This is a genomic window from Cellulosimicrobium sp. Marseille-Q8652 (genome assembly GCF_965112045.1).
Genome location: NZ_CBCOPS010000002.1, coordinates 1,389,124 through 1,409,003 on the forward strand (window position 1 = coordinate 1,389,124; position 19,880 = coordinate 1,409,003).

The window sequence follows — 19,880 nt, forward strand, 5'->3', positions numbered from 1 at the left end:
CACACCCGTCCCGCGCGACCGCGCGCAGCCCACCCGGGACGGGGTCAAAGGCGCGACGCGTGGATCCTCGTCACGAGGATCGCGCGCGCCCCCACGTCGTACAGCGCGTCCATCACCTGGTTCGTCCGGTCGCGCCGCACCATCGCGCGCACGGCCGCCCAGTCCCGGTCGTGCAGCGGCGACACCGTCGGCGACTCCAGGCCCGGCGTGATCGCCACCGCACGCTCCACCAGCGACACCGGCACGTCGTAGTCCATGAGGACGTACTGCCGGGCCGTGAGCACACCCTGCAGACGACGGCTCAGCACCTCCACGCCCGCGGGGACGTCCGCCTCGGCGACCGCGCGCGGCCGGATCAGCACCGCCTCCGACACGAGGATCGGGTCGCCGAACACCTCCAGCCCCGCCCCGCGCAGCGTCGTGCCCGTCGACACAACGTCCGCCACGACGTCCGCCACCCCGAGCTGCACCGCCGACTCCACGGCACCGTCCAGGTGCACCACCCGCGCCTCCACGCCGTGCGAGCGCAGGTGCCCCTCGACCAGCACCTCGTACGACGTCGCGACCCGCAGGCCCTGCACCTGGTCCAGCGACGTGACCGCCCCCGCCGGGGCCGCGTACCGGAACGTCGACCCGCCGAACCCGAGCTGCATGTGCTCGACCGCGTCCGCCCCCGAGTCCAGCAGCAGGTCCCGGCCCGTGATGCCGACGTCCACCGTCCCCGACCCCACGTACACCGCGATGTCCCGCGGTCGCAGGAAGAAGAACTCGACGTCGTTGTCCGGGTCCGCGAGCACCAGCTCGCGCGAGTCACGACGCTGGCGGTACCCCGCCTCGCGCAGCATCTCGACGGCGGGCTCGGACAGGGACCCCTTGTTGGGGACGGCGATGCGCAGCATGGTGGGACCTTCGTTCAGGGGAGGCAGGGGCACGGAGGGACGAGACGGGCAGGAGACGAGCGGCGCTCGCGGCAGACGGCGGCAGGGTCACGCCACCGGCCGGGACCGCTCACAGATGCTCGTACACGTCCTGCAGGCTCAGACCCTTCGCGAGCATGAGCACCTGCAGGTGGTACAGCAGCTGGGAGATCTCCTCCGCCGTCTTCACGTCGCCCTCGTACTCGGCGGCCATCCACACCTCGGCCGCCTCCTCGACGACCTTCTTCCCGATCGCATGCACCCCGGCGTCCAGCTCCGCGACCGTGCCGGAACCGGCGGGTCGCGCGTGGCCTTCTCCGAGAGCCTCGGCGAACAGGGACTCGAACGTCTTCACGCGTCCCAGGGTATCCGCCGCACCCGCCGCACCCGACCCGGGGTCCGCCCAGCGGGCACCAGGACGGACCACCCGCCACGGACGATCACAGCGACCGCAGCGCCACGACCGTCGCCACCGCCGCCTCGGCCGCCTCCGCCCCCTTGTCCTCACGCGATCCCGGCAGCCCCGCACGGTCCAGGGCCTGCTGCTCGTCGTCGCACGTGAGGACGCCGAACCCCACCGGCACCCCCGACCGCACGCTCACGTCCGTCAGCCCCGTCGTCGCCGCCTGGCACACGTACTCGAAGTGCGGCGTCCCCCACGGATCACCACACCCAGCGCCACCACGGCGTCCGCGCCACGCTCCACCGCCCGCGCCGCCGCCACCGGCAGCTCGAACGACCCCGGCACCCGCACCTCCGTCACGTGCGACACGCGCGCCGCCGCCAGCGCACGACGCGCACCCGCCACCAGACCGTCCATCACCTCCGTGTGCCGGCTCGCCGCGACCACCGTCACCCGCAGCCCCGACCCGTCCACCTCGATCGACGGCGCACCCGCACCACTCATCGCTCCTCCTCCGACTCGTCCGACACCACTGACCCGACACCACCCGACCCCGGACCACCCGGAGCCTCGACCGTCTCCAGCAGATGACCCATCGCCACCTTCTTCGTCACCAGGTACGCCCGGTTGTGCTCCCCGTGACCCACCTCGATCCGCTCCGTCCCCACCACGTCGATCCCGTGCGCCACCAGACCCGTCACCTTCGCCGGGTTGTTCGTCAGCAACGTCACCCGCGACAGCCCGAGATCCGCCAGGATCGCCGCCGCCGCGCCGTACTCCCGACGGTCCGCCGGCCACCCCAGCTCCAGGTTCGCCTGCACCGTGTCCAGACCCGCGTCCTGCGCCTCGTACGCCCCCAGCCTTCGCCAGCAGCCCGATCCCCCGGCCCTCGTGACCCCGCAGGTACACCACCGCACCACCCTCCGCCGCGACCCGCGCCATCGCCGCGCGCGCTGCGGACCGCAGTCGCACCGCGCCGAGCCGAACGCGTCCCCCGTCAAGCACTCCGAGTGCACCCGCACCACCGGCGCCGCCCCGGAGGCGCTCGCGGACGGCACGGCCGGGACCGACGCTCGCGGCCCGGGCTCCGCCGGGACCAGCGCCACGTGCTCCGCCCCCGTCCGCAGGTCCCGGTACCCCCGCACCCGGAACACGCCGTGCTCCGTCGGCAGCGCCGCCTCCGCCGTCCGGTGCACCCGCCGCGACGAGAGCCCCCGGTCGACCTCCTCCGGTGCCGCAGGCGCCGGGTCGTGCAGCCGGCGCCACGCCACGAGGTCCGCGATCGTCAGCAGCACCAGCCCGTCCCGCGCCGCCAGCGCCGCCGCGTCGTCCAGACGCATCATCGACCCGTCGTCGTGCACCAGCTCCGCGATACCCCCACCTCACCCGCACCCGCCAGGCGCACCAGGTCCACCGCCGCCTCCGTGTGCCCCGCACGGTGCAGCACCCCGCCCGGCACCGCACGCAGCGGCAGCACGTGCCCCGGCCGGATCAGGTCACCCGCCCCCGACCCCGGGTCCGCCAGCACCCGCAACGTCCGCGCCCGGTCCTGGGCCGAGATCCCCGTCGTCACACCCGACGCCGCGTCCACCGTCACCGTGTACGCCGTCCGCCGCGGGTCCTCGCTGCGCGGCACCATCAACGGCAGGCTCCAGCGCGTCCGCCCGCGCCGCCGGCATCGGCGCGCACAGATACCCCGACGAGTGACGGATCGTCCACGCCACCCACTGCGCCGACACGTCCCGCGCCGCGAACACCACGTCCGCCTCGTTCTCCCGGTCCGGGGAGTCCGCCACCAGCACGGGCCGCCCCGCACGGATCGCCGCCAGCGCCTCCTCGACCGTGCCGAGGCGCACACCCCCACGGACGCCGCCACGGCGCTCGCGGCCTCGCTCTCCACCGCCCCGGCCGGCACCTGAGGGTCCGCCGTGCCCTCCCGCCCCGTCACGACGTCGCTCCTGCGGCGAGGAGCCGCTCCACGTACTTCGCGAGGACGTCGACCTCGAGGTTGACGCGGTCGCCAGGAGCCAGCGCACCGAGGACCGTCGCCTCGAGCGTCGTCGGGATGAGGGAGACGCCGAACGTCGTGTCGTCGACGTGGGTGACCGTGAGCGAGACGCCGCTCACGGCGATCGAGCCCTTCTCCGCGACGTACCGCAGGAGCGGTCCCGGGGCCGAGAAGACCAGGTCGTCCCAGCGGTCGCCCGGGTCGCGGCTCGCGAGCGTCGCGACGCCGTCGACGTGTCCCTGCACCACGTGCCCGCCCAGCCGCGCGTCGGCGCGCACCGCGCGCTCGAGGTTGACCCGCGACCCCGGCCCCAGGTCTCCGAGCGTCGTGCGACGCAGCGACTCCGGCATGACGTCGGCACCGAACGTGCCGTCGCCCCCCAGCGTCGAGACGGTGAGACACACGCCGTCCACCGCGATCGAGTCGCCGAGCGCCGCGTCCGACGTCGCCAGCGGCCCCTCGACGGTCAGCACCGCGTCCGTGCCCGCGCCGCCGGGGAACGCGATCTCCCGCACCCGGCCGATCTCCTCGACGATCCCCGTGAACATCCGGTCTCTCCTGCCTCTCAGCCGATCCGTCTCGACACCGTCAGCGCGTCGTCCCCGACGCGCCGTACCTCGACCGTGCGGAACCGCCGCGCGGCCCCGATCGTCGTCACGCCCAGGTCGCCCACGACCCGCTGCCCCGAGCCCAGCAGCACCGGGGCGACGTAGGCGTGCAGGCTCGTCGACCGCGTCGGCCGCGAGGAACGCCGTCGCGAGCGTCGGCCCGCCCTCGACCAGCACGTGCCGCACCTCGTGCGCGGAGAGCTCCGCGAGCACCTCGGCCACGTCGTGCGTGCGCACGTGGTGGAGTGCACCTCCGCGCCGCGGAGCCGTGCGCGCGGAGGGATCCCGGAGCGCCCGACGACGACGCGCAGCGGCTGGTGGTCGGCGAGCCGGTCGACGCCGTCGGGACCGGGCACGCGCGCGGTGAGCGCCGGGTCGTCGGCGTGCACGGTGCCCGAGCCGACGGCGATCGCGTCGACGGTCGCCCGGACGCGGTGGGCGTGCGCGCGCGCCTCCGGCCCCGTGATCCAGCGGCTCGTGCCGTCCTGCGCCGCGACGAACCCGTCGAGCGACGTCGCGGTCTTCAGCGTGACGTACGGGGTGCCCCGCCCGGCCGCGGTGAGCCACACGTGCAGCAGGGCCCTCCCTCGGCCGCGCGCACGCCCTTCACGACACCGACGCCGGCGGCGCGCAGGCGCGCGCCACCGCCTGCCGCGGCGGGGCTCGGGTCGTCGACCGCGTGGACGACCTCGGCCACACCGGCCGCGAGGAGCGCGTCGGCGCAGGGCGGGGTGCGCCCGACGTGCGCGCACGGCTCGAGGGTCACGACCGCCGTCGCGCCACGGACGTCGACCCCGCGCCGGCGGGCGTCCGCCAGGGCTGCCGCCTCGGCGTGCGGCGTGCCGGCCCCCGGTGGTACCCCTCGGCGAGCACGAGTCGCGCCCGGGCGTCGACGGCGTCAGGGGCCGCGGCGACCTGCGCGAGGCCAGCGCCCGGGGGTGGGGCGAGCAGGACGCACCCGACGCGAGGGTTGAGGCCGTACGCCGGACCGCGAGCGGCGAGCTCGAGCGCGTGCGTCATCGCCGCGTCGATCGTCAGGTGCTGCGAGCCCATCGGTCCTCGTCCTGCCGGGCACGGGCACTCCGGGGCGAGGGCGGGCGCGTCGCCAGAGCCCGGAGGACCCGACGCCGACGCTCACCACGGCGGGTCGGCTCGCCGGGGTCGACGGCTCACGCGGAGCCGGACGACCGTCCGGGTCACACGTGGCCGGGTCCCCCGAGGGGTCGGCCGCGCCGCACGTGCTTCCTCCCATCCGGACTGTCACCGTCGGTCCCGGAGTTCCACCAGGTCAACCGCGCGTAGGGCGCGGGTCGCGGACTGTCACCGCCGGCTCGGAATTGCACCGACCCCGGAGCACGTTCGTGCGTACTGCTGCCGTCCAGGATGCCACACCGGCGCGGGCGCTCCCCCACGGTCCGGTGCGCGGACGGACGTGAACGGGAGCGTGGACGCCGACGCGTGCGAGCTCGACGCGTACGGCACCGAGGAACCGCGGGCGGCTCCCGGTTTCCGTGCTCGTGGTGGGTGTTGCTGGGGGTGGTGGTGGTTGATATGCGCTTGGCACACTATTTATCGAGGATCGAGCGATGTCCACGGTGGTGCGGTGGACCACGATCTCGGCGACCGCCCGTGCTCAGGGCCTGCCGTTGCCCGTCAGTGTGCGTGGGCCCCTTCGGCCAGCCTCCCGCAGCGCCTGGATCTCCCCGGGATGCTCTCGGCACCGTAGACCGCCGATCCCGCCACGAAGACGTTCGCGCCGGCGTCGGCCGCCCGCTCGATCGTGTCGCGGGACACTCCCCGTCGACCTGGATCCACACGTCGAGCCCTGCCTCGCTCACGGCGCGCCGCGCGCGCCGGATCTTGGGCAGCGTGCCGTCGATGAACGACTGGCCGCCGAAGCCCGGCTCGACTGTCATGACGAGGATCATGTCGACCTCGGAGAGCAGGTCGAGGTACGGCTCGACGGGTGTCGCAGGCCGCAGCGCCACGCCGGCCCGCGCACCGAGGCGGCGCAGCTCGCGCGCGAGCCGCACGGGCGCCGTCGCCGCCTCCGCGTGGAACGTGACGGACGCCGCGCCCGCCTCGGCGTACGCGGGCGCCCAGCGGTCCGGGTCGTCGATCATGAGGTGCGCGTCGACGGGCACCGGTGAGACCTGGGCGAGCCGCTCGAACACCGGGAGCCCCAGCGTGAGGTTCGGGACGAAGTGGTTGTCCATGACGTCGACGTGCGCGTAGTCCGCCGTCCCGATCGCGCGGAGGTCCCGCTCGAGGTTCGCGAAGTCGGCGGACAGGATGCTCGGGGCGATGAGGGCTGCCATGGGCCCCAGCCTAGGGTGCCGCCACCGGCGGGACGCGTCCTAGGCTCTGCTCGTGACCCCTCCCCTCCCCCGCCGGGCGCCACCGTCCGCCCGCTCGTGGTCGCCGACCTGCCGCGCGTCGCGGAGATCTTCACCCCTTCGTCCGCGACACGCAGGTGACGTTCGACGAGGAGCCCTGGGACGTCAGTCGCTGGGCGGCCAAGCACCGCGACCTCGCGGACGCGGGCCTGCCGTTCCTCGTGGCCGACGTCGCGGGCGTCGTCGCCGGGTACGCCTACGCGAGCCCCTGGCGGCCGAAGCCCGCGTACCGGCACACCGTGGAGGACACGATCTACCTCGACCCGCGCTACGCGGGCCGGGGCGTCGGCACGGCGCTCCTCGGAGCCCTGCTCGACGCCCTGCCGGCCGCGGGCGTGCGCCAGGTGGTGTCCGTCGTCGCCGACGTCCCCGCCGCCGCCGGCTCCGTCCCCTGCACCGGCGGTTCGGGTTCGTGGAGGCGGGACGGCTGACGGCGGTGGGCTTCAAGCACGGGCGCTGGGTCGACACGGTCCTCCTGCAGCGCACCCTGACGACACCGGCGGACGACGCCGCGACCGCCGGGACGGCTCCTGGCTAGAGGCTCGCCGCCTGGCGCCGCAGGGTGGCCGTGCGGTCCTCGACCGTTCGCCACGCGCGCCGCCCGACGCCGGGGTGGGCGTCCCGGTCGACGTCCGCGAGCGCCCCGGCGAGGTCGTCGAGGGTGCGGGTGACGACGCGGTGGGCGCGGCGTCGGGGCAGCCCCCAGGTGGTGCCTTCGGTGACGAGGTGCTCGGCGGTGAGGGCGTCCATGTCGCGGGTGCCGGCGACGTCCATGGCGAAGGTGCGGGAGGCGTGGGGGTGGTGGAGGTGCATGGAGACGTCGTAGGCGGGGGCGAGGCGGACGGTGCCGTCGTCGTGGCGCAGGAGCGAGATGTTCTTGGCGTGGGCGTCGGTGTTGCCGATGGCGAGGTTGAAGGCGGTGAGGGCGAGGAGGGGTCCGGCCGGGTGCCGTCGTCGCGCAGGACGCGGGCGATGCGGGCGAGGGAGGGCAGGGCGCGGCCGTGCTGGAACTTGCGTTCGGGGTCCCGGGTGTTGATCCCGAGCGCTTGGGCGGTGTCCTCCTGGTGGACGCGGCGGATGCCGGTGGGGTGCGGGACGCGGTCGTAGCGGGTGACGACGATGCAGCGTTCGCCCTCGATCTCGGTGACGTGGGCGTCGACGGTGGTGAGGCCGGTGCGGCGGGCGAGGTCGAGGCTGGCGGCCTCGGTGTTGACGAGGTCGGCGGTGGGCGAGTCGGAGGGGCGGGCGAGCGAGGATGTGGGTGGTGGGGCTGGTGCCGTGGGGCCGTGCCCAGCCGTGGTGGTCGCGCAGGAGCGTGATCTTGGGTTCCATGCCGGGCAGGGAGCCGGTGAGGTGCTCGTGCCGTTCGGTGCCGCCGGCGCGGGCGGCGGCGGCGCGCAGGAGGCGTGCCACGGCGGCGTCGTCGAGGGGTTCGGGTGGTGCGGGTGGGGCGGGGGTGTGCCCGGCGGCGGTGAGGAGGACGGCGCCGGCGGTGTCGTGGCCGTAGCGGGCGAGGAAGGCGAGCGTGTCGTCGGGGTCGATGCCGGCGTCGATGGCGAGGGCGTCGCGGGTGCGTCCCTCGGGCAGGAGCCCGTCGAGCCAGGCGGCGACGCGGGCGGGGTGGGGTGGTGGGTCGTCCGGCGCGGTGAGGGGCAGGAGGTGGGACAGGACGCGGGCGTTGCGTCCCCAGCGGTCGAGCGCCTCGGGGGTCCAGGTGAGCGTGACGCGGTGGGTGCCGTCGGCGCTGCGGGCGTCGGTGGGTGCGAGGGTCGCGACGGGGGTGTCGTAGAGCCAGGCCGTGACCGTGGGCGTGAGGGTCACGGGCGCTCCTGGAGGCGCAGGTCGACCTCGAGGACGTCGAGGAGCTCGAAGAGGCGCTGGACCCAGAGGTTCTCGACGCCGTTCTCGAGCTCGGAGAGGTACTGGCGGGTGATGCCGAGGTCGTCGGCGACCTGCGCCTGGGTGAGGCCTCGGGCCTTGCGGACGTGGCTGAGGTAGGTGCCGAGGTCGCGCGGGTTGCGCGGCGTGGTCCAGGTGTCGGCCATGAGACCCTCCGGTGTCGTGATGTGCTGACGCGACCGTGAGGTCAGGTTAACACGACACCGTCATCACGCCGTGATATCCCGACGTCTGATGCGGTCAGCCGTTCGTGCGTCGCAGGAGCGTGAGGTGCATCGCGTCGGTGCCGTGGACGTGCGGCCACAGCTGGACGTCCTGGCGCGCGCCCAGGTCCACGGCGTCACGGGACTCCGGCCGGACGACACCACGGACCACCGCCGGCGCGTCGAGGAGCTCGACGTCGTCGCGGCGGCGCAGCACGTCCGTGACGACCACCTGGGTCTCCGCGAGGTGCGGAGAGCACGTCACGTAGGCGACGACTCCCCCGGGTCGCACCGCGTCGAGGGCGGACGCGAGCAGGGCGCGCTGGAGCCCGGTGAGGACGGCGAGGTCGCCGGGCATGCGTCGCCACCGCGACTCGGGCCGCCGGCGCAGCGCGCCGAGGCCGGTGCAGGGGGCGTCGAGCAGGACGCGGTCGTAGGCCGCGGGCTCGTCCCGCCCGACGTCGCGCCCGTCCCCGGTCCGCACGGCCTCGACGGCGTCGGGCGGCACGGCCGCGAGCGCCTTCTCGACGAGGCGGGCGCGGTGCGGCTGGACCTCGTTGGCGACGAGCCGGGCACCGCGCCGGGCGGCGAGGGCGCCGAGGAGCGCGGCCTTGCCGCCGGGTCCGGCGCACAGGTCGAGCCAGCGGGCGTCCGGGCTGTCCGGGCCTCCCGAGGAGCTGGGGGCGCGGCCGTCCGGGGCGAGCGGTGCGGCGGCCAGGGCGAGGGCAACGAGCTGGCTCCCCTCGTCCTGCACCCCGGCGCGCCCGTCGCGCACGGCGCCGAACGCCGCGGGGTCGCCGCCGTCGAGGACGAGCGCGGTGGGTGCCCAGCGGCCGGGGGTCGTGCGGTCGTCGGCGAGCTCGTCGGGGTCGGCGAGGCCGGGACGCGCGACGAGCGTGACCCGGGGCGCGTCGTTGTCGGCGGAGAGGAGGTCGGCGAGCTCTCCCGGGTCTCGACCCGTGCCGGCGAGGGCGTCGCGCAGGGCACGGGCGACCCAGACGGGGTGCGAGCCGGTGGCCGCGAGCGCCGTCAGCTCGTCCGGGGCGTCGGCGGCGATCTGGGCCAGCCAGTCGTCGAGCGGGGTGCGAGCGACGCGGCGCAGGACGGCGTTGACGAGCTGGGCGCTGCCCGCGCCGGTGCACGCGCGGGCGAGGCCGACGGTCTCGGACACGGCGGCGTGCTGCGGGACCCTCATGCCGAGGAGCTGGTGGGTGCCGAGGCGCAGGATGTCGAGGACGGGCGGGTCCAGGCGGTCGAGCGGCCGGTCGAGGCACCGCGCCAGGATCGCGTCGTAGCGTCCGCGCAGGCGCAGGGTGCCGTAGGCGAGCTCGGTGGCGAACCCGGCGTCGCGGCCGCGGATCTCGCGCTGGCGCAGCAGCGGGGGCAGCACGAGGTTGGCGTAGGCGTCGGAGCCGTCGACCTCCCGCAGGACGTCGAACGCGGCGGTGCGGGCAGGGTCGGTGCCCTTGCGGCGCTGCGAGGGGGCGACGGTCGACCGGGTGGCCTCGCCGCGGGCGCGGGCGGCGCCTCGCTGGCGGCCACGGGCGTCCCGACGCGCGCCGTCGTCCGGGTCGTCGCGGCCCGTCCGGTCGCCGCCGCCGGACCCGGTCGAACGCACGTTCGACAGCCCGCCGCCGCGAGCGCCGCTCGTGCTCGAACGTGCGTTCGAACCGCCCGCGCGCCGCGCGCCCCCGCGCCCGGGATCGTTCGAACGATCGTTCGAACGGTCGTCCGGTCGGCCTCCGCGACGGTCGTCGGACCCGCGTCCCCCGTCGGCCGGCGTCATGCCGCCACCTGCGCCGTGCCGAGCACGAGGCCCTCGGGGAGCCGGGCGCCGCGGGCCCAGTCCGCGGCGGCCATCAGCTTCTTGCCGACCGGCGAGACGTCTCCGAGCGCCACCGCGTGCGTCGCCGTCCCGACGAGCACCTCCTTCTTGCCCGCGCGCACCGCCCCCGGCGCGAGGTCCGTGACGTCGGGGCGGGGCACCACGGGGCCGAGGCCCAGCCGCACGGGCGCACCGGACGCGTCGGCGAGGGTGGTCCACGCCCCCGGCGCGGGCGTGCAGCCGCGCACGAGGCGGTCGACCGCGAGCGCCGGTCGGTCCCAGCGCACGAGGGCGTCCGCGGTCGTGAGCTTCGCGGCGTGGGACACGCCGTCGGCGGGCTGGGGCTGCGGGCGCAGGGTCCCGTCCTCGAGCGCGTCGAGGGTCGCGACGAGCAGGCCGGCGCCCGAGACGGCGAGGCGGCCGAGGAGGTCGCCGGCGGTGTCGCGGGGGCGGATCGTCTCGGTGGTGGTCCCGAGGACGGGCCCGGTGTCGAGACCCTCCTCGATGACGAACGTGCTCGCGCCGCTCACCTCGTCACCGGCGATGATCGCGCGCTGCACGGGGGCCGCGCCGCGCCAGGCCGGCAGGACGGAGAAGTGCAGGTTCACCCAGCCGTGCCGCGGCACGGCGAGGACCTCGGGGCGCAGGATCTCGCCGTACGCCACGACGGGCGCCGCGTCGACCTCGAGGTCGCGCAGGGTCGTGAGGAACTCCTCGCCGCGCGGTCGGGCCGTCAGGACGGGCACACCCGCCTCCTCGGCGCGGACGCGCACCGGGCTCGGGGTGAGGCGCCGCCCGCGCCCCGCGGGCGCGTCGGCGCGCGTGAGCACGGCCACCACCTCGTGCCGCGAGTCGAGGAGGGCGTCGAGCGAGGGGACCGCGGTGTCCGGGGTCCCGGCGAACAGCAGGCGCATGGGCCCGAGTCTAGGTGGCCGCGTCGCCACCGCCGGTGCACCGAGGTCGCGGTGCAGGCCTGCGCGCGACCCTCACGACGTGAGGTCGCTCGCTGGAGGGAACTCGGGGAACCGTGTGTCGTCGAACGGTGCGAGCTCAAGGAGGCTGAGACGGTCGCCGACCACGAAGAGCAGCACGGCGGCGTGGTCGAGGCAAGCCCCGAGGACGACGCGGGAACCTGACGACGGAGCAGGTGCGTCGTCGTCACCGAGGTCGACCGTCGGGCACGCACGGCACGCGCACCTGCCGTGCACACGCGCGGTGTCGACCTGGGCGAGCCAGCGACGACGGTCCTCGGCGTCTTGCCCTGCGGGGACCGTCCCGTCCCTGGACCCCTCGCGGATCATCCGGACGAGCACCTCGCGCTCGCGCACGGTGAGGTGACGCGGACCGGCGGCGCCGACGTCCTCGGTCGTCATGCCGGGGCGCCGGACCCGACGTCGACGCCGAGCTCGCGCAGAGCGCTACGGAGTCCCGCCGTGCCCCGGAACAGATGGGTGCGCAGGCCGAGCGCCGCCGCCGCACGGACGTTCGCCGGGCTGTCGTCGGTGAACAGCGTGCGGCGCGGGTCCAGGGCGAAGCGCTCGACCGCGAGCCGGAAGATCGCGGGGTCGGGCTTCGCGAGGCCCTCCCGGCCGGAGACGAGGACGTCGTCCAGGCGCGTGGTCGCGGGCGCGGCCGTCGCGGCGTGGTGGAAGAGCTCGGCGGACCAGTTCGTCAGCCCGTACAGGCGCACCCCCAGCCCGCGCAGCTCGTCCACGAGCTCTGCCGAGCCCTCCACCGGCCCGGAGAGCGTGGCCGTGAAGTGCGTGAGGTACCGGTCGAGGAGACCGACGTGGTGCGGGTGGCTGCGGGAGACCGTCTCGCGCGCCTCGGCCCACGTCGCCCCCGCGTCGCGCCCGTGGTTGAGCGCGGGGAAGTCGACGTCGGCGAAGAACGTCTCGACGACAGCCGCGTCGTGCCCGTCGAACGCGCGGTAGGGGTCCCAGCCGACGAGGACGTTGCCGAAGTCGTAGAGGACGGCGTCGACGGCGCGCGCGGCGGCGTCCGTGTCGGGGTGAGGGCCGGTCACAGGATCTCCTTCGGGTCGAGCTGCACACGGACGGAGCCGGCCTCGCGCCGCGCCGAGCGCACCGCGAGCGACGCGGCGAGCTGGCGGGCCAGGTCGCGCCCGTCCCGGTGCGGGACGCGCACGACGGCCCGGACGGGGCGGCCCGCGGCCCCCGCGAGGTCCGGGGCGTCGTCGCGCCGCGAGGGGGCGACCTCGACCGGTCCGAGCACCGTCTCGGGCCCCGCGAGGTCGACCCGGTCGAGCACGGACGCCACCGCGGCCCGGTCACCCGTGACGGCGGCGACCCGCACGGCCGGGGGCAGCGCGAGCTCGACGCGCTCGTCGAGCTCCCGGTCGGCGAGCCCCGCCGGGTCCCACCGCACGAGCGCGTTGGTCGGTGCGGGGGCGGCGTCCCCGACGAGGAGCACCTGGCCGCCTGCCGTCGCGGGTCGCACGAGCGACGCCGCGGCGAGCCAGCGGGCGAGCGCGTCCTGCGCGACGTCGAGTCCCACGTGCGCGGTGCTCACCGCGGCGTCGAGCAGCAGGGCCGCGGCGAACCCGCCCGCGGCGACCGGCTCGGCGCCCGGTGTCGCGACGACGAGCGCCGGCTCGTCGCCCACGGCCGCGAGGACTCCCCCGGACGCCCCCGCACCGGACATCCGCACGGGCACCCCCGGGAACGCGCGACCGAGCTCCTCCGCCGTGCGCTGCGACCCCACGCGGACCGAGCGCAGCCCCGTCCAGTGGCACTCGGCGCAGGACCAGCCGCCCGCGAGCGCCCCGCACCACGCGCACTGGGGAGCCGCGCCCGGCCCGGGCAGGGCCAGGGGGCCGTGGCAGACCGTGCAGCGCGCGGGCGTGCGGCAGCGCGCGCACGCGACGACGGGCAGGTACCCCGACCGCGGCACCTGGACGAGGACCGGTCCCTGCTCGAGCGCGGCCCGCGCGGCGCGCCAGGCCGCCGTGGGGATGCGCGCCGCCGCGCCCGGTCCCTCCGCGGCCAGCTCCACCGACGTCAGGGCACGCACGCGCGGCGCACGCGCCCGCACGACGTCGCGCGTCGCGGCCAGCTCGTGCGCCCACCCGCGCCCGACCAGGGCGTGCGCCGCGACCGTGCGGCCGTGGCCGCCGAGCAGGTAGGCGGCGCCCTCCTGCTCGCTGCGCAGCGCGAGCACCTCGCGCGCGTGCGGGTAGGGGGAGCGCGGCTCGGCCAGGGTGTCCTCGCCGTCGTTCCAGCACACGACGAGGCCCAGGTCCGCGACGGGGGCGAACGCGGCGGCGCGCGTGCCGACGACGACCTGGGCGAGCCCGCGCCGGACCGCGAGAAAGCCGCGGTACCGCGGCGCCGGCCCCTCGTCGGCGGTCAGCCGGACGACGTCGCCCCCGGTCGCGGCGTCCCAGGGGCGCAGGCCCGCCGCCGCGAGCGCGGCGCACACCTGGTCGACGTCGCGCGCGTCCGGCACGACGACGAGCGCACCCCGGCCGACGTCGCGCACCACGCGCACGGCCTCCGCGACCGCCGCGGCCCAGTGCGTGACGGGCAGCGCGGTGCGCGAGCCCCGGCGCCGTGGACCGCGATCCGTCGACGCCGCACCCTGGCCGCCGTCGGGCAGGTCCGGCACCGGGGCGAGGCCCGGCAGGGCGGTCCACACGGCCCGCGGCGCGCCGCCGCGCGCGAGGTGGGCGAGGAACGCAGGACCGGCGCGGTAGGCGCCCCACACCGAGACCGCACCCTGGCCGCCGGGGACCGCCCCGGGCGCCGCGGGCGTCCCGGGCAGCGATCCCGACGTGGTGGTCGGCACCACGGTCGTCGCGCCGTCCGCCCCGGTGGTCCCGGTGGTCCCGACAGCGTCGTCGACGTCGACGGCGTCGACGGCGTCGACGGCGTCGACGGCGCCCGCGGTCGGGGCCGGGCCCGGGCCCGGCACGAGCCCCTGCTCGGCGCGCGCGTGCCGCGGCGGGACGGCGAGGCGCAGGACGTCCGGCAACGTGCCCGCGTACAGGTCGGCGACGGACCGCGCGAGGCGCAGCACCTGCGGCGCCAGCACCGTCTCGGGCGACACGACGCGCCGCAGCGGCTGGAGGCGGCCGGCGTGCTCCGAACGGTCGAGCCGCGCCACGACGTACCCGTCGACGTCGCGCCCGGCGAACCGCACCTTGACCCGCACCCCGGGCCGGGCGGCGTCGGCCATCGTCGCCGGCACCAGGTAGTCGTAGGGGCGGTCCAGGTGCACGGGCGCGAGGTCGAGCACCAGCTGGGCGACGGGCAGCTCCGCGGCGATCTCGAGCGGCCCCGCGGGCGCCGAGCGTCGCGGCGGCGGGGTCGCGGGCACCTCGGTCCCCGGGAGGGCGTCCTGGACCGTGCGGGGGACGCCGTCGACGTCCTGGGCCGTCCCGTCCTCGCTGTTCACGACCTCATCCCACCACGGCCCACCCGCACCGCCGACCCGCGTCGCGACGCCAGGACGTGACGGCCGAGCCCCGGGTCAGACGAGGGACTGCAGCGCCGCCACGCGGTCCGTGCGCTCCCACGTGAAGTCCGGCACCTCGCGGCCGAAGTGGCCGTAGGCCGCGGTCGCCGCGTAGACCGGGCGCAGCAGGTCCAGGTCGCGGATGATCGCCGCCGGGCGCAGGTCGAAGACCTCCCGGATCGCGGCCACGATGCGCTCGACCGGCACCGTCTCGGTGCCGAAGGTCTCGACGTACATCCCCACGGGGTGCGCCTTGCCGATCGCGTACGCGACCTGCACCTCGCAGCGGCGCGCCAGACCGGCCGCGACCACGTTCTTCGCCACCCAGCGGGTCGCGTACGCGGCCGAGCGGTCCACCTTCGACGGGTCCTTGCCGGAGAACGCGCCGCCGCCGTGGCGGGCCATGCCGCCGTACGTGTCGACGATGATCTTGCGGCCCGTCAGGCCCGCGTCACCGCGCGGCCCCCCGATGACGAACGTCCCCGTCGGGTTGACGAACAGCCGCGTCTCGCGCGTGTCCAGGTCGACCCCCGCGGCCTCCAGCACCGGGGCGACGACGTCCTCGGCGATCAGCCGGTGCAGCTTCTCCTGCACGACGTCCGGGTCGTGCTGGGTGGACAGGACCACGGTGTCCAGGGACACGGCCCGGTCGCCGTCGTAGCCGATGGTCACCTGCGTCTTGCCGTCGGGGCGCAGGCCCGGGACCGTGCCGTCCCGGCGCACCTCGGCGAGACGTTCGGCGAGCCGGTGGGCGAGCCAGACCGGCAGCGGCATGAGGCTCGGCGTGTCGTCGCTCGCGTACCCGAACATCAGGCCCTGGTCGCCCGCGCCCTGGGCGTCGAGCGGGTCGTGACCGGAGGCCGCGTCGTCGCGCTCCTCGAGGCTCTTGTCCACGCCCTGGGCGATGTCCGGCGACTGCTGGCCGATCGACACCGACACGCCGCACGAGTCCGCGTCGAACCCGATCGCGGACGACGTGTAGCCGATCCGCCGCACGACGTCGCGCACCACCTGCGGGATCTCGACGTACGCGTCGGTCGTGACCTCCCCCGCGACGTGCACGAGCCCGGTGGTGACCATGGACTCGACCGCGACGCGCGACGTCGGGTCCTGCGCGAGCATCGCGTCGAGGATCGCGTCCGAGATCTGGTCGCAGACCTTGTCCGGGTGACCCTCGGTGACGGACTCGGACGTGAAGAGACGGAGATCAGCCATGGCGCACAGCGTACCGTCCCGCAGGGTGGGCGCAAGCATCCGCTGGGTGAGACGTCACGGTCCGCCGGCGACGCCCCCGACCCGGGCCACGACGGCGTCCCAGACCGCGTCCGCGACCTCCCGCTTCGTGCCCGACGCCGTGGCGACGACCTCGCCGGAACCGTCGACGACCGTCACGTCGTTCACGTCCACACCGAAGCCCCGGCCCTCGCCCACGGCGTTGACGACGAGCAGGTCCGCGCCCTTGCGCCGGGCCTTGGAGCGTCCGTGGTCCAGCACCGATCCGGACCCGTCCCCCGTCTCGGCCGCGAACCCGACGACGACCTGCCCGGCCCGCAGCCGCTCGTGCGCGAGCTCGGCCAGCACGTCGGGGTTCTCCACGAGCGTGATCGGCGCGGGGCCCTGCCCCGCGACCTTCTTGATCTTCGCGCCCGGCACGCTCGCCGGGCGGAAGTCGGCGACCGCGGCCGCCATGACGACCACGTCCGACGCCGCCGCGGCGGTCCGCACCGCCTCGCGCAGCTGCGCGGTCGTCTCGACCGGCACGACGTCCATCCCGGCGGCCACCGGCACCGCCGTGCGCGGGGACGGCGCACCCTCCTCCAGCACCCGCGCGTCGAGGTTCGCGGCGACGAGCGTCACGTGCGCACCGCGCGCCTGCGCGGCGCGGGCGAGCGCCGCGCCCTGGCGGCCGCTCGACCTGTTGCCGATGAACCGCACGGGGTCGATCGGCTCCCGCGTGCCGCCCGCCGACACCACGACGCGCAGCCCGGCGAGGTCCCGGGCGCGCTCCTGACGCGTGGCGCGGGCGGGGTCCTCGTCGTCGGTGCCGGTCGCGCCCGCGATCCCGAGCGCCACGCGCGCGATCTCCTCGGGCTCCGGCAGCCGGCCCGGTCCGGTGTCCGCGCCGGTCAGCCGACCGGAGGCGGGCTCGACCACGTGCACGCCCCGGGCCCGCAGCGTCGCGACGTTCGCCACCGTGGCGGGGTGCTCCCACATCTCGGTGTGCATCGCGGGGGCCATCACCACGGGGCAGCGCGCCGTGAGGAGGGTGGACGTGAGCAGGTCGTCCGCGCGACCCGTCGCCGCGCGCGACAGCAGGTCCGCCGTCGCGGGGGCGACGACGACCAGGTCCGCGCCCTGGCCGAGCGCGACGTGCGGCACGTGCTCGACGTCCTCGAACACCTGGTCGGTCGCCGGCTCGCCCGACAGCGCCTCCCACGTCGGCGCGCCCACGAACCGCAGGGCGGACGCGGTGGGCACGACCCGCACGCGGTGGCCCTGCTCGCGCAGCAGGCGCAGCAGCAGCACGGCCTTGTACGCCGCGACTCCGCCGCTGACGCCGAGCACGATCCTCATGGGGCTCCTCGCGCAGGCGACCGCCCCGCCCGGCAGGAGCCGGGCGGGGCGGTCGGTGACTCAGTCCTCGGAGCCCTCGGCGGGCTCGGAGCTCTCGATCGTCAGAAGACCGGCGCTGATCTCGCGCATCGCGATCGACAGCGGCTTCTCCTGGTTGCGCGTCTCGAGCAGCGGGCCGACGTTCTCCAGCAGGCCCTCGCTCAGCTGCGAGTAGTACGCGTTGATCTGGCGCGCGCGCTGCGCGGAGTAGATGACGAGCGCGTACTTCGAGTCGACGTGCTCGAGCAGGTCGTCGATCGGCGGGTCGGTGATGCCCTCGGGGGCGGCGACGGTTCCGGACACAGTTCGCTCCGTGGGGTTCTCGGGTCCTGCAGCCGGTCGCTGCAGCGGATTCGTGCGGTGGTGCGGCGTGCGGGACGAGGTGCCGCGGACGACGACGACGCCCGCGACGGACGTCCCGGGAGGTCAGCGGCGGCGGCTCGCCGCACGCACCGACCCCCCAGTCTACTCCGTGCCGGCCGCGGCCCGCGGCGCACCGGCCCCCGACGCCGGGACGGCGCCGGGTCCCGCGTCCACGGGACGCGGCTCGAGCCCCATCACGCGGACCAGCTCGTCGGTCGCGCGGTGCACGTCGTCGTTGACGATGACGTGGTCGAACTCCGACTCCGCCGCGAGCTCCACGCGGGCCGTCGTCAACCGCCGCTCGCGCTCCTCCGCGTCCTCGGTGCCGCGGCCCACGAGGCGGCGGACCAGCTCCTCCCAGCTCGGCGGCGCGAGGAACACGAACCGGGCCTCGGGCATCGACGCCCGCACCTGGCGCGCCCCCTGCAGGTCGATCTCGAGGAGCGCGGGCACCCCCGCGGCGAGCCGCTCCTCGACCGCGCGCCTCGGGGTGCCGTAGCTGTTGCGGCCGTGGACGACGGCCCACTCGAGCAGCTCGTGCTCCGAGACCATGCGGGCGAACTCGTCCGTGCCGACGAACAGGTAGTGCACGCCGTCCTCCTCGCCCGGGCGCGGCGCGCGCGTCGTCGCCGACACGGACAGCCACACCTCCGGGTAGCGGGCACGGATGTCCGCGGACACCGTGCCCTTCCCGACGGCGGTCGGTCCCGCCAGGACGGTCAGACGGGCAGGACGGGTCTCGGGCGGGTGCGCGGAAATGTCAGCCAAACCTCTCGATGAGGGCCGCGGACTGGTGAGGGCCGAGGCCGCGGACACGACGTGTCTCGGCGATCCCGATCTCCTCCATGATCGCGCGAGCCTTCACCTTACCCACGCCGGGGAGCGACTCCAGCAGCGCGACGACCTTGAGCTTGCCGATCATGTCGTCCGTCTGCCCACGCTCGATGACCTCCTTCAACGAGCCCTGGGAGTACTTCAGGCGGTTCTTCACCTCGGCGCGGACCCGTCGGGCCTCCGCGGCCTTCTCGAGCGCGGCGGCGCGCTGTTCTGGGGTCAGGGGTGGAAGTGCCACTCAAGTCACCTACTCGTCGTCAGGCGGATGGGCCCACTCTGCCGGATCCGCGCGGGTACCGCACGCCGGGTGGGGCCCGGCTCACCTGCGCGGACGCCGGTCCTTCGAACGTAGCGACCCCGGGCACGGCAGGCAACGACCCGGTGCCCGCGCGTCGTGCGGGCCGTCAGGCGACGAGCCGCGCCACGAGCGCACGGCGCACGTCGTCCGTGACCCCGCACGCCGCCAGGTACCCGTCGATGCCGCCGTGATCGCGCTCCGCGAGCTCCCAGGCGCTGCCCAGGTAGTCGGGCTCGACCGTCAGCAGAGGACCGAGCGCGGCGGCGTCGAGCCCGGGGATCGGCGGGACCACCGCCGCCAGCCCGTCGGCCGCGGCCGCGCTCGCGAGGTACTCCGCCATGCGGTCCTCCTCGCCGACGCCCGCGACGTGCTGGGCGAGGGCGACCACCCACCCCGTGCGGTCCTTCCCGGCCGAGCAGTGCACCACCACGGCTCCCGGCGCGGCCGCGAGGTCGGCGAGGACCCGGCCGACCGTCGCGCGGATCCCCGGGTCGCGCACGAACGTCTCGTACACGCCCAGCATCATCCTCCGCGCGACCACCGCCGGGTCGGGCGCCGTGACGAGGCTCGCGACGAGCGCCGCGGGGTCCGCCGACCGGGTCCCGTCGGCCTCGTCCGACGCGGACCCGAGGCCGCGCGCGGGGTCCATGCCCCGGCGCAGCACCGTCACCCCGCCGGGCACGGCGTCGGCCCCGTCCCGCTCGAGCTCGTCGTCGCCGCGCAGGTCCAGCACGGTGGTGACGCCGAGGTCGGCGAGCGCCGCCTGGCCGCTCGCGGTGAGGCGCGACAGGCTCGCCGTGCGCAGCAGGACCCCCGTGCGCAGCGGTCCGGTGCCGCCCACGGGCACGGCGCGCCCGCCGACGTCGCGCGCGTTCCAGGTGCCCTCGATCTCCAGCGCCCCGGGCACCGCGGGGCCCGGAGCGGCCGTCGGCGCGCCGAGGGGCGGGATCGCGGCGGTCGGGGCGGTGGCGCGCGTCGAGGCGTCGTCGGTGCTCATGCGGGCAGTGTCGCAGGTCGTGGCGGCGACCACCCCCGCA

The 19,880-nt window shown here is 76.1% G+C and carries 20 protein-coding genes, 7 pseudogenes and 1 riboswitch; of the genes and pseudogenes, 1 reads left to right on the forward strand and 26 read right to left on the reverse strand.

Going from position 1 to position 19,880, the window contains the following annotated elements; all coding sequences use genetic code 11:
- Positions 1 to 44 precede the first annotated feature (44 nt).
- The 11 genes and pseudogenes from hisG to rpe all read right to left on the reverse strand — a co-directional run bounded on the left by hisG (position 45) and on the right by rpe (position 6,254).
- Positions 45 to 899 carry an ATP phosphoribosyltransferase gene (hisG, locus tag ACWPWV_RS16110; protein WP_454043946.1) on the reverse strand — a complete coding sequence of 285 codons (855 nt, stop codon included), beginning with the start codon at positions 897 to 899 and terminating at the stop codon, positions 45 to 47.
- 109 nt (positions 900 to 1,008) lie between these two features.
- A complete protein-coding gene (locus ACWPWV_RS16115; RefSeq protein WP_454043947.1) occupies positions 1,009 to 1,272 on the reverse strand; it encodes a phosphoribosyl-ATP diphosphatase in 264 nt (87 codons plus the stop codon).
- Positions 1,273 to 1,357: 85 nt separating this feature from the next.
- Positions 1,358 to 1,824, reverse strand: a pseudogene (gene ribH, locus ACWPWV_RS16120) (6,7-dimethyl-8-ribityllumazine synthase).
- Positions 1,821 to 2,663: a GTP cyclohydrolase II RibA gene (ribA, locus tag ACWPWV_RS16125; protein ID WP_454043948.1), complete on the reverse strand. Its 843-nt coding sequence runs from the start codon at positions 2,661 to 2,663 to the stop codon at positions 1,821 to 1,823. Before ribA ends, ribH begins: the two are co-directional and overlap by 4 nt.
- Positions 2,660 to 2,959: a 3,4-dihydroxy-2-butanone-4-phosphate synthase gene (locus ACWPWV_RS16130; protein WP_454043949.1), complete on the reverse strand. Its 300-nt coding sequence runs from the start codon at positions 2,957 to 2,959 to the stop codon at positions 2,660 to 2,662. Before ACWPWV_RS16130 ends, ribA begins: the two co-directional genes overlap by 4 nt.
- Before the next feature lie 70 nt (positions 2,960 to 3,029).
- A pseudogene (locus ACWPWV_RS16135) lies at positions 3,030 to 3,356 on the reverse strand (3,4-dihydroxy-2-butanone-4-phosphate synthase); the annotation flags it as partial.
- On the reverse strand, positions 3,265 to 3,876 hold the full coding sequence (locus tag ACWPWV_RS16140; protein WP_454044566.1) for a riboflavin synthase: 612 nt from the start codon (positions 3,874 to 3,876) through the stop codon (positions 3,265 to 3,267). The pseudogene ACWPWV_RS16135 and the gene ACWPWV_RS16140, both read right to left, overlap by 92 nt.
- Positions 3,877 to 4,110: 234 nt before the next feature.
- A pseudogene (locus ACWPWV_RS16145) lies at positions 4,111 to 4,505 on the reverse strand (RibD family protein); the annotation flags it as partial.
- Complete coding sequence (locus tag ACWPWV_RS16150) at positions 4,460 to 4,753, reverse strand: hypothetical protein (RefSeq protein ID WP_454044567.1); 294 nt, start codon at positions 4,751 to 4,753, stop codon at positions 4,460 to 4,462. The pseudogene ACWPWV_RS16145 and the gene ACWPWV_RS16150, both read right to left, overlap by 46 nt.
- Positions 4,699 to 4,989, reverse strand: coding sequence for a hypothetical protein (locus ACWPWV_RS16155; protein WP_454043950.1), 291 nt, complete (start codon positions 4,987 to 4,989; stop codon positions 4,699 to 4,701). The genes ACWPWV_RS16150 and ACWPWV_RS16155 overlap by 55 nt, the downstream gene beginning before the upstream one ends.
- 182 nt (positions 4,990 to 5,171) lie before the next feature.
- Positions 5,172 to 5,296: riboswitch (FMN riboswitch) on the reverse strand.
- Positions 5,297 to 5,589: 293 nt separating this feature from the next.
- Positions 5,590 to 6,254 (reverse strand): annotated as a pseudogene (gene rpe / locus ACWPWV_RS16160) (ribulose-phosphate 3-epimerase).
- Positions 6,255 to 6,409: 155 nt separating this feature from the next.
- On the opposite strand from rpe, the gene ACWPWV_RS16165 reads away from it, so the two are divergent.
- Entirely contained in the window at positions 6,410 to 6,763 is a 354-nt protein-coding gene (locus tag ACWPWV_RS16165) for an N-acetyltransferase family protein (protein ID WP_454043951.1), read from the forward strand.
- Between the two features lie 103 nt (positions 6,764 to 6,866).
- On the opposite strand, the pseudogene ACWPWV_RS16170 reads toward ACWPWV_RS16165, so the two are convergent.
- The 15 genes and pseudogenes from ACWPWV_RS16170 to ACWPWV_RS16240 all read right to left on the reverse strand — a co-directional run.
- Positions 6,867 to 7,253 (reverse strand): annotated as a pseudogene (locus tag ACWPWV_RS16170) (HipA domain-containing protein); the annotation flags it as partial.
- Positions 7,254 to 7,345: 92 nt separating this feature from the next.
- Positions 7,346 to 7,522 (reverse strand): annotated as a pseudogene (locus ACWPWV_RS16175) (HipA domain-containing protein); the annotation flags it as partial.
- A gap of 298 nt (positions 7,523 to 7,820) precedes the next feature.
- Positions 7,821 to 8,153, reverse strand: a pseudogene (locus ACWPWV_RS16180) (HipA N-terminal domain-containing protein); the annotation flags it as partial.
- Entirely contained in the window at positions 8,150 to 8,377 is a 228-nt protein-coding gene (locus ACWPWV_RS16185) for a helix-turn-helix domain-containing protein (RefSeq protein WP_454043952.1), read from the reverse strand. The gene ACWPWV_RS16185 and the pseudogene ACWPWV_RS16180, both read right to left, overlap by 4 nt.
- Positions 8,378 to 8,471: 94 nt before the next feature.
- The gene (locus ACWPWV_RS16190) at positions 8,472 to 10,220 is read right to left on the reverse strand and encodes a transcription antitermination factor NusB (RefSeq protein WP_454043953.1); all 1,749 of its coding nucleotides are present in this window, start codon (positions 10,218 to 10,220) and stop codon (positions 8,472 to 8,474) included.
- Entirely contained in the window at positions 10,217 to 11,173 is a 957-nt protein-coding gene (gene fmt, locus ACWPWV_RS16195; RefSeq protein ID WP_454043954.1) for a methionyl-tRNA formyltransferase, read from the reverse strand. Before fmt ends, ACWPWV_RS16190 begins: the two co-directional genes overlap by 4 nt.
- A gap of 72 nt (positions 11,174 to 11,245) precedes the next feature.
- Complete coding sequence (locus ACWPWV_RS16200) at positions 11,246 to 11,632, reverse strand: hypothetical protein (RefSeq protein WP_454043955.1); 387 nt, start codon at positions 11,630 to 11,632, stop codon at positions 11,246 to 11,248.
- The gene (locus ACWPWV_RS16205; protein WP_454043956.1) at positions 11,629 to 12,285 is read right to left on the reverse strand and encodes an HAD family hydrolase; all 657 of its coding nucleotides are present in this window, start codon (positions 12,283 to 12,285) and stop codon (positions 11,629 to 11,631) included. Before ACWPWV_RS16205 ends, ACWPWV_RS16200 begins: the two co-directional genes overlap by 4 nt.
- The gene (locus tag ACWPWV_RS16210) at positions 12,282 to 14,675 is read right to left on the reverse strand and encodes a primosomal protein N' family DNA-binding protein (RefSeq protein ID WP_454043957.1); all 2,394 of its coding nucleotides are present in this window, start codon (positions 14,673 to 14,675) and stop codon (positions 12,282 to 12,284) included. The genes ACWPWV_RS16205 and ACWPWV_RS16210 overlap by 4 nt, the downstream gene beginning before the upstream one ends.
- Before the next feature lie 75 nt (positions 14,676 to 14,750).
- On the reverse strand, positions 14,751 to 15,950 hold the full coding sequence (gene metK / locus ACWPWV_RS16215; protein WP_454043958.1) for a methionine adenosyltransferase: 1,200 nt from the start codon (positions 15,948 to 15,950) through the stop codon (positions 14,751 to 14,753).
- 54 nt (positions 15,951 to 16,004) lie between these two features.
- A complete protein-coding gene (gene coaBC / locus ACWPWV_RS16220) occupies positions 16,005 to 17,309 on the reverse strand; it encodes a bifunctional phosphopantothenoylcysteine decarboxylase/phosphopantothenate--cysteine ligase CoaBC (RefSeq protein ID WP_454043959.1) in 1,305 nt (434 codons plus the stop codon).
- A gap of 60 nt (positions 17,310 to 17,369) precedes the next feature.
- Positions 17,370 to 17,651 carry a DNA-directed RNA polymerase subunit omega gene (gene rpoZ, locus ACWPWV_RS16225; RefSeq protein ID WP_251150943.1) on the reverse strand — a complete coding sequence of 94 codons (282 nt, stop codon included), beginning with the start codon at positions 17,649 to 17,651 and terminating at the stop codon, positions 17,370 to 17,372.
- A 162-nt stretch (positions 17,652 to 17,813) separates the two neighbouring features.
- Positions 17,814 to 18,479 (reverse strand): guanylate kinase, encoded by a 666-nt coding sequence (gmk, locus tag ACWPWV_RS16230; RefSeq protein ID WP_454043960.1) that lies wholly within the window; start codon positions 18,477 to 18,479, stop codon positions 17,814 to 17,816.
- Positions 18,472 to 18,783, reverse strand: coding sequence for an integration host factor, actinobacterial type (gene mihF, locus ACWPWV_RS16235; RefSeq protein ID WP_454043961.1), 312 nt, complete (start codon positions 18,781 to 18,783; stop codon positions 18,472 to 18,474). The genes gmk and mihF overlap by 8 nt, the downstream gene beginning before the upstream one ends.
- A gap of 166 nt (positions 18,784 to 18,949) precedes the next feature.
- Positions 18,950 to 19,840 carry a tyrosine-protein phosphatase gene (locus ACWPWV_RS16240; RefSeq protein ID WP_454043962.1) on the reverse strand — a complete coding sequence of 297 codons (891 nt, stop codon included), beginning with the start codon at positions 19,838 to 19,840 and terminating at the stop codon, positions 18,950 to 18,952.
- Positions 19,841 to 19,880: the final 40 nt, after the last annotated feature.

What these genes read in the sequence shown, in the direction of transcription:
- hisG (WP_454043946.1), bottom strand. Translation starts at nt 899, where the DNA reads ATGCTGCGCATCGCCGTCCCCAACAAGGGGTCCCTGTCCGAGCCCGCC.
- ribA (WP_454043948.1), bottom strand. Translation starts at nt 2,663, where the DNA reads ATGATGCGTCTGGACGACGCGGCGGCGCTGGCGGCGCGGGACGGGCTG.
- ACWPWV_RS16130 (WP_454043949.1), bottom strand. Translation starts at nt 2,959, where the DNA reads ATGGTGCCGCGCAGCGAGGACCCGCGGCGGACGGCGTACACGGTGACG.
- ACWPWV_RS16140 (WP_454044566.1), bottom strand. Translation starts at nt 3,876, where the DNA reads ATGTTCACGGGGATCGTCGAGGAGATCGGCCGGGTGCGGGAGATCGCG.
- ACWPWV_RS16155 (WP_454043950.1), bottom strand. Translation starts at nt 4,989, where the DNA reads ATGGGCTCGCAGCACCTGACGATCGACGCGGCGATGACGCACGCGCTC.
- ACWPWV_RS16185 (WP_454043952.1), bottom strand. Translation starts at nt 8,377, where the DNA reads ATGGCCGACACCTGGACCACGCCGCGCAACCCGCGCGACCTCGGCACC.
- ACWPWV_RS16190 (WP_454043953.1), bottom strand. Translation starts at nt 10,220, where the DNA reads ATGACGCCGGCCGACGGGGGACGCGGGTCCGACGACCGTCGCGGAGGC.
- fmt (WP_454043954.1), bottom strand. Translation starts at nt 11,173, where the DNA reads ATGCGCCTGCTGTTCGCCGGGACCCCGGACACCGCGGTCCCCTCGCTC.
- ACWPWV_RS16200 (WP_454043955.1), bottom strand. Translation starts at nt 11,632, where the DNA reads ATGACGACCGAGGACGTCGGCGCCGCCGGTCCGCGTCACCTCACCGTG.
- metK (WP_454043958.1), bottom strand. Translation starts at nt 15,950, where the DNA reads ATGGCTGATCTCCGTCTCTTCACGTCCGAGTCCGTCACCGAGGGTCAC.
- coaBC (WP_454043959.1), bottom strand. Translation starts at nt 17,309, where the DNA reads ATGAGGATCGTGCTCGGCGTCAGCGGCGGAGTCGCGGCGTACAAGGCC.
- ACWPWV_RS16240 (WP_454043962.1), bottom strand. Translation starts at nt 19,840, where the DNA reads ATGAGCACCGACGACGCCTCGACGCGCGCCACCGCCCCGACCGCCGCG.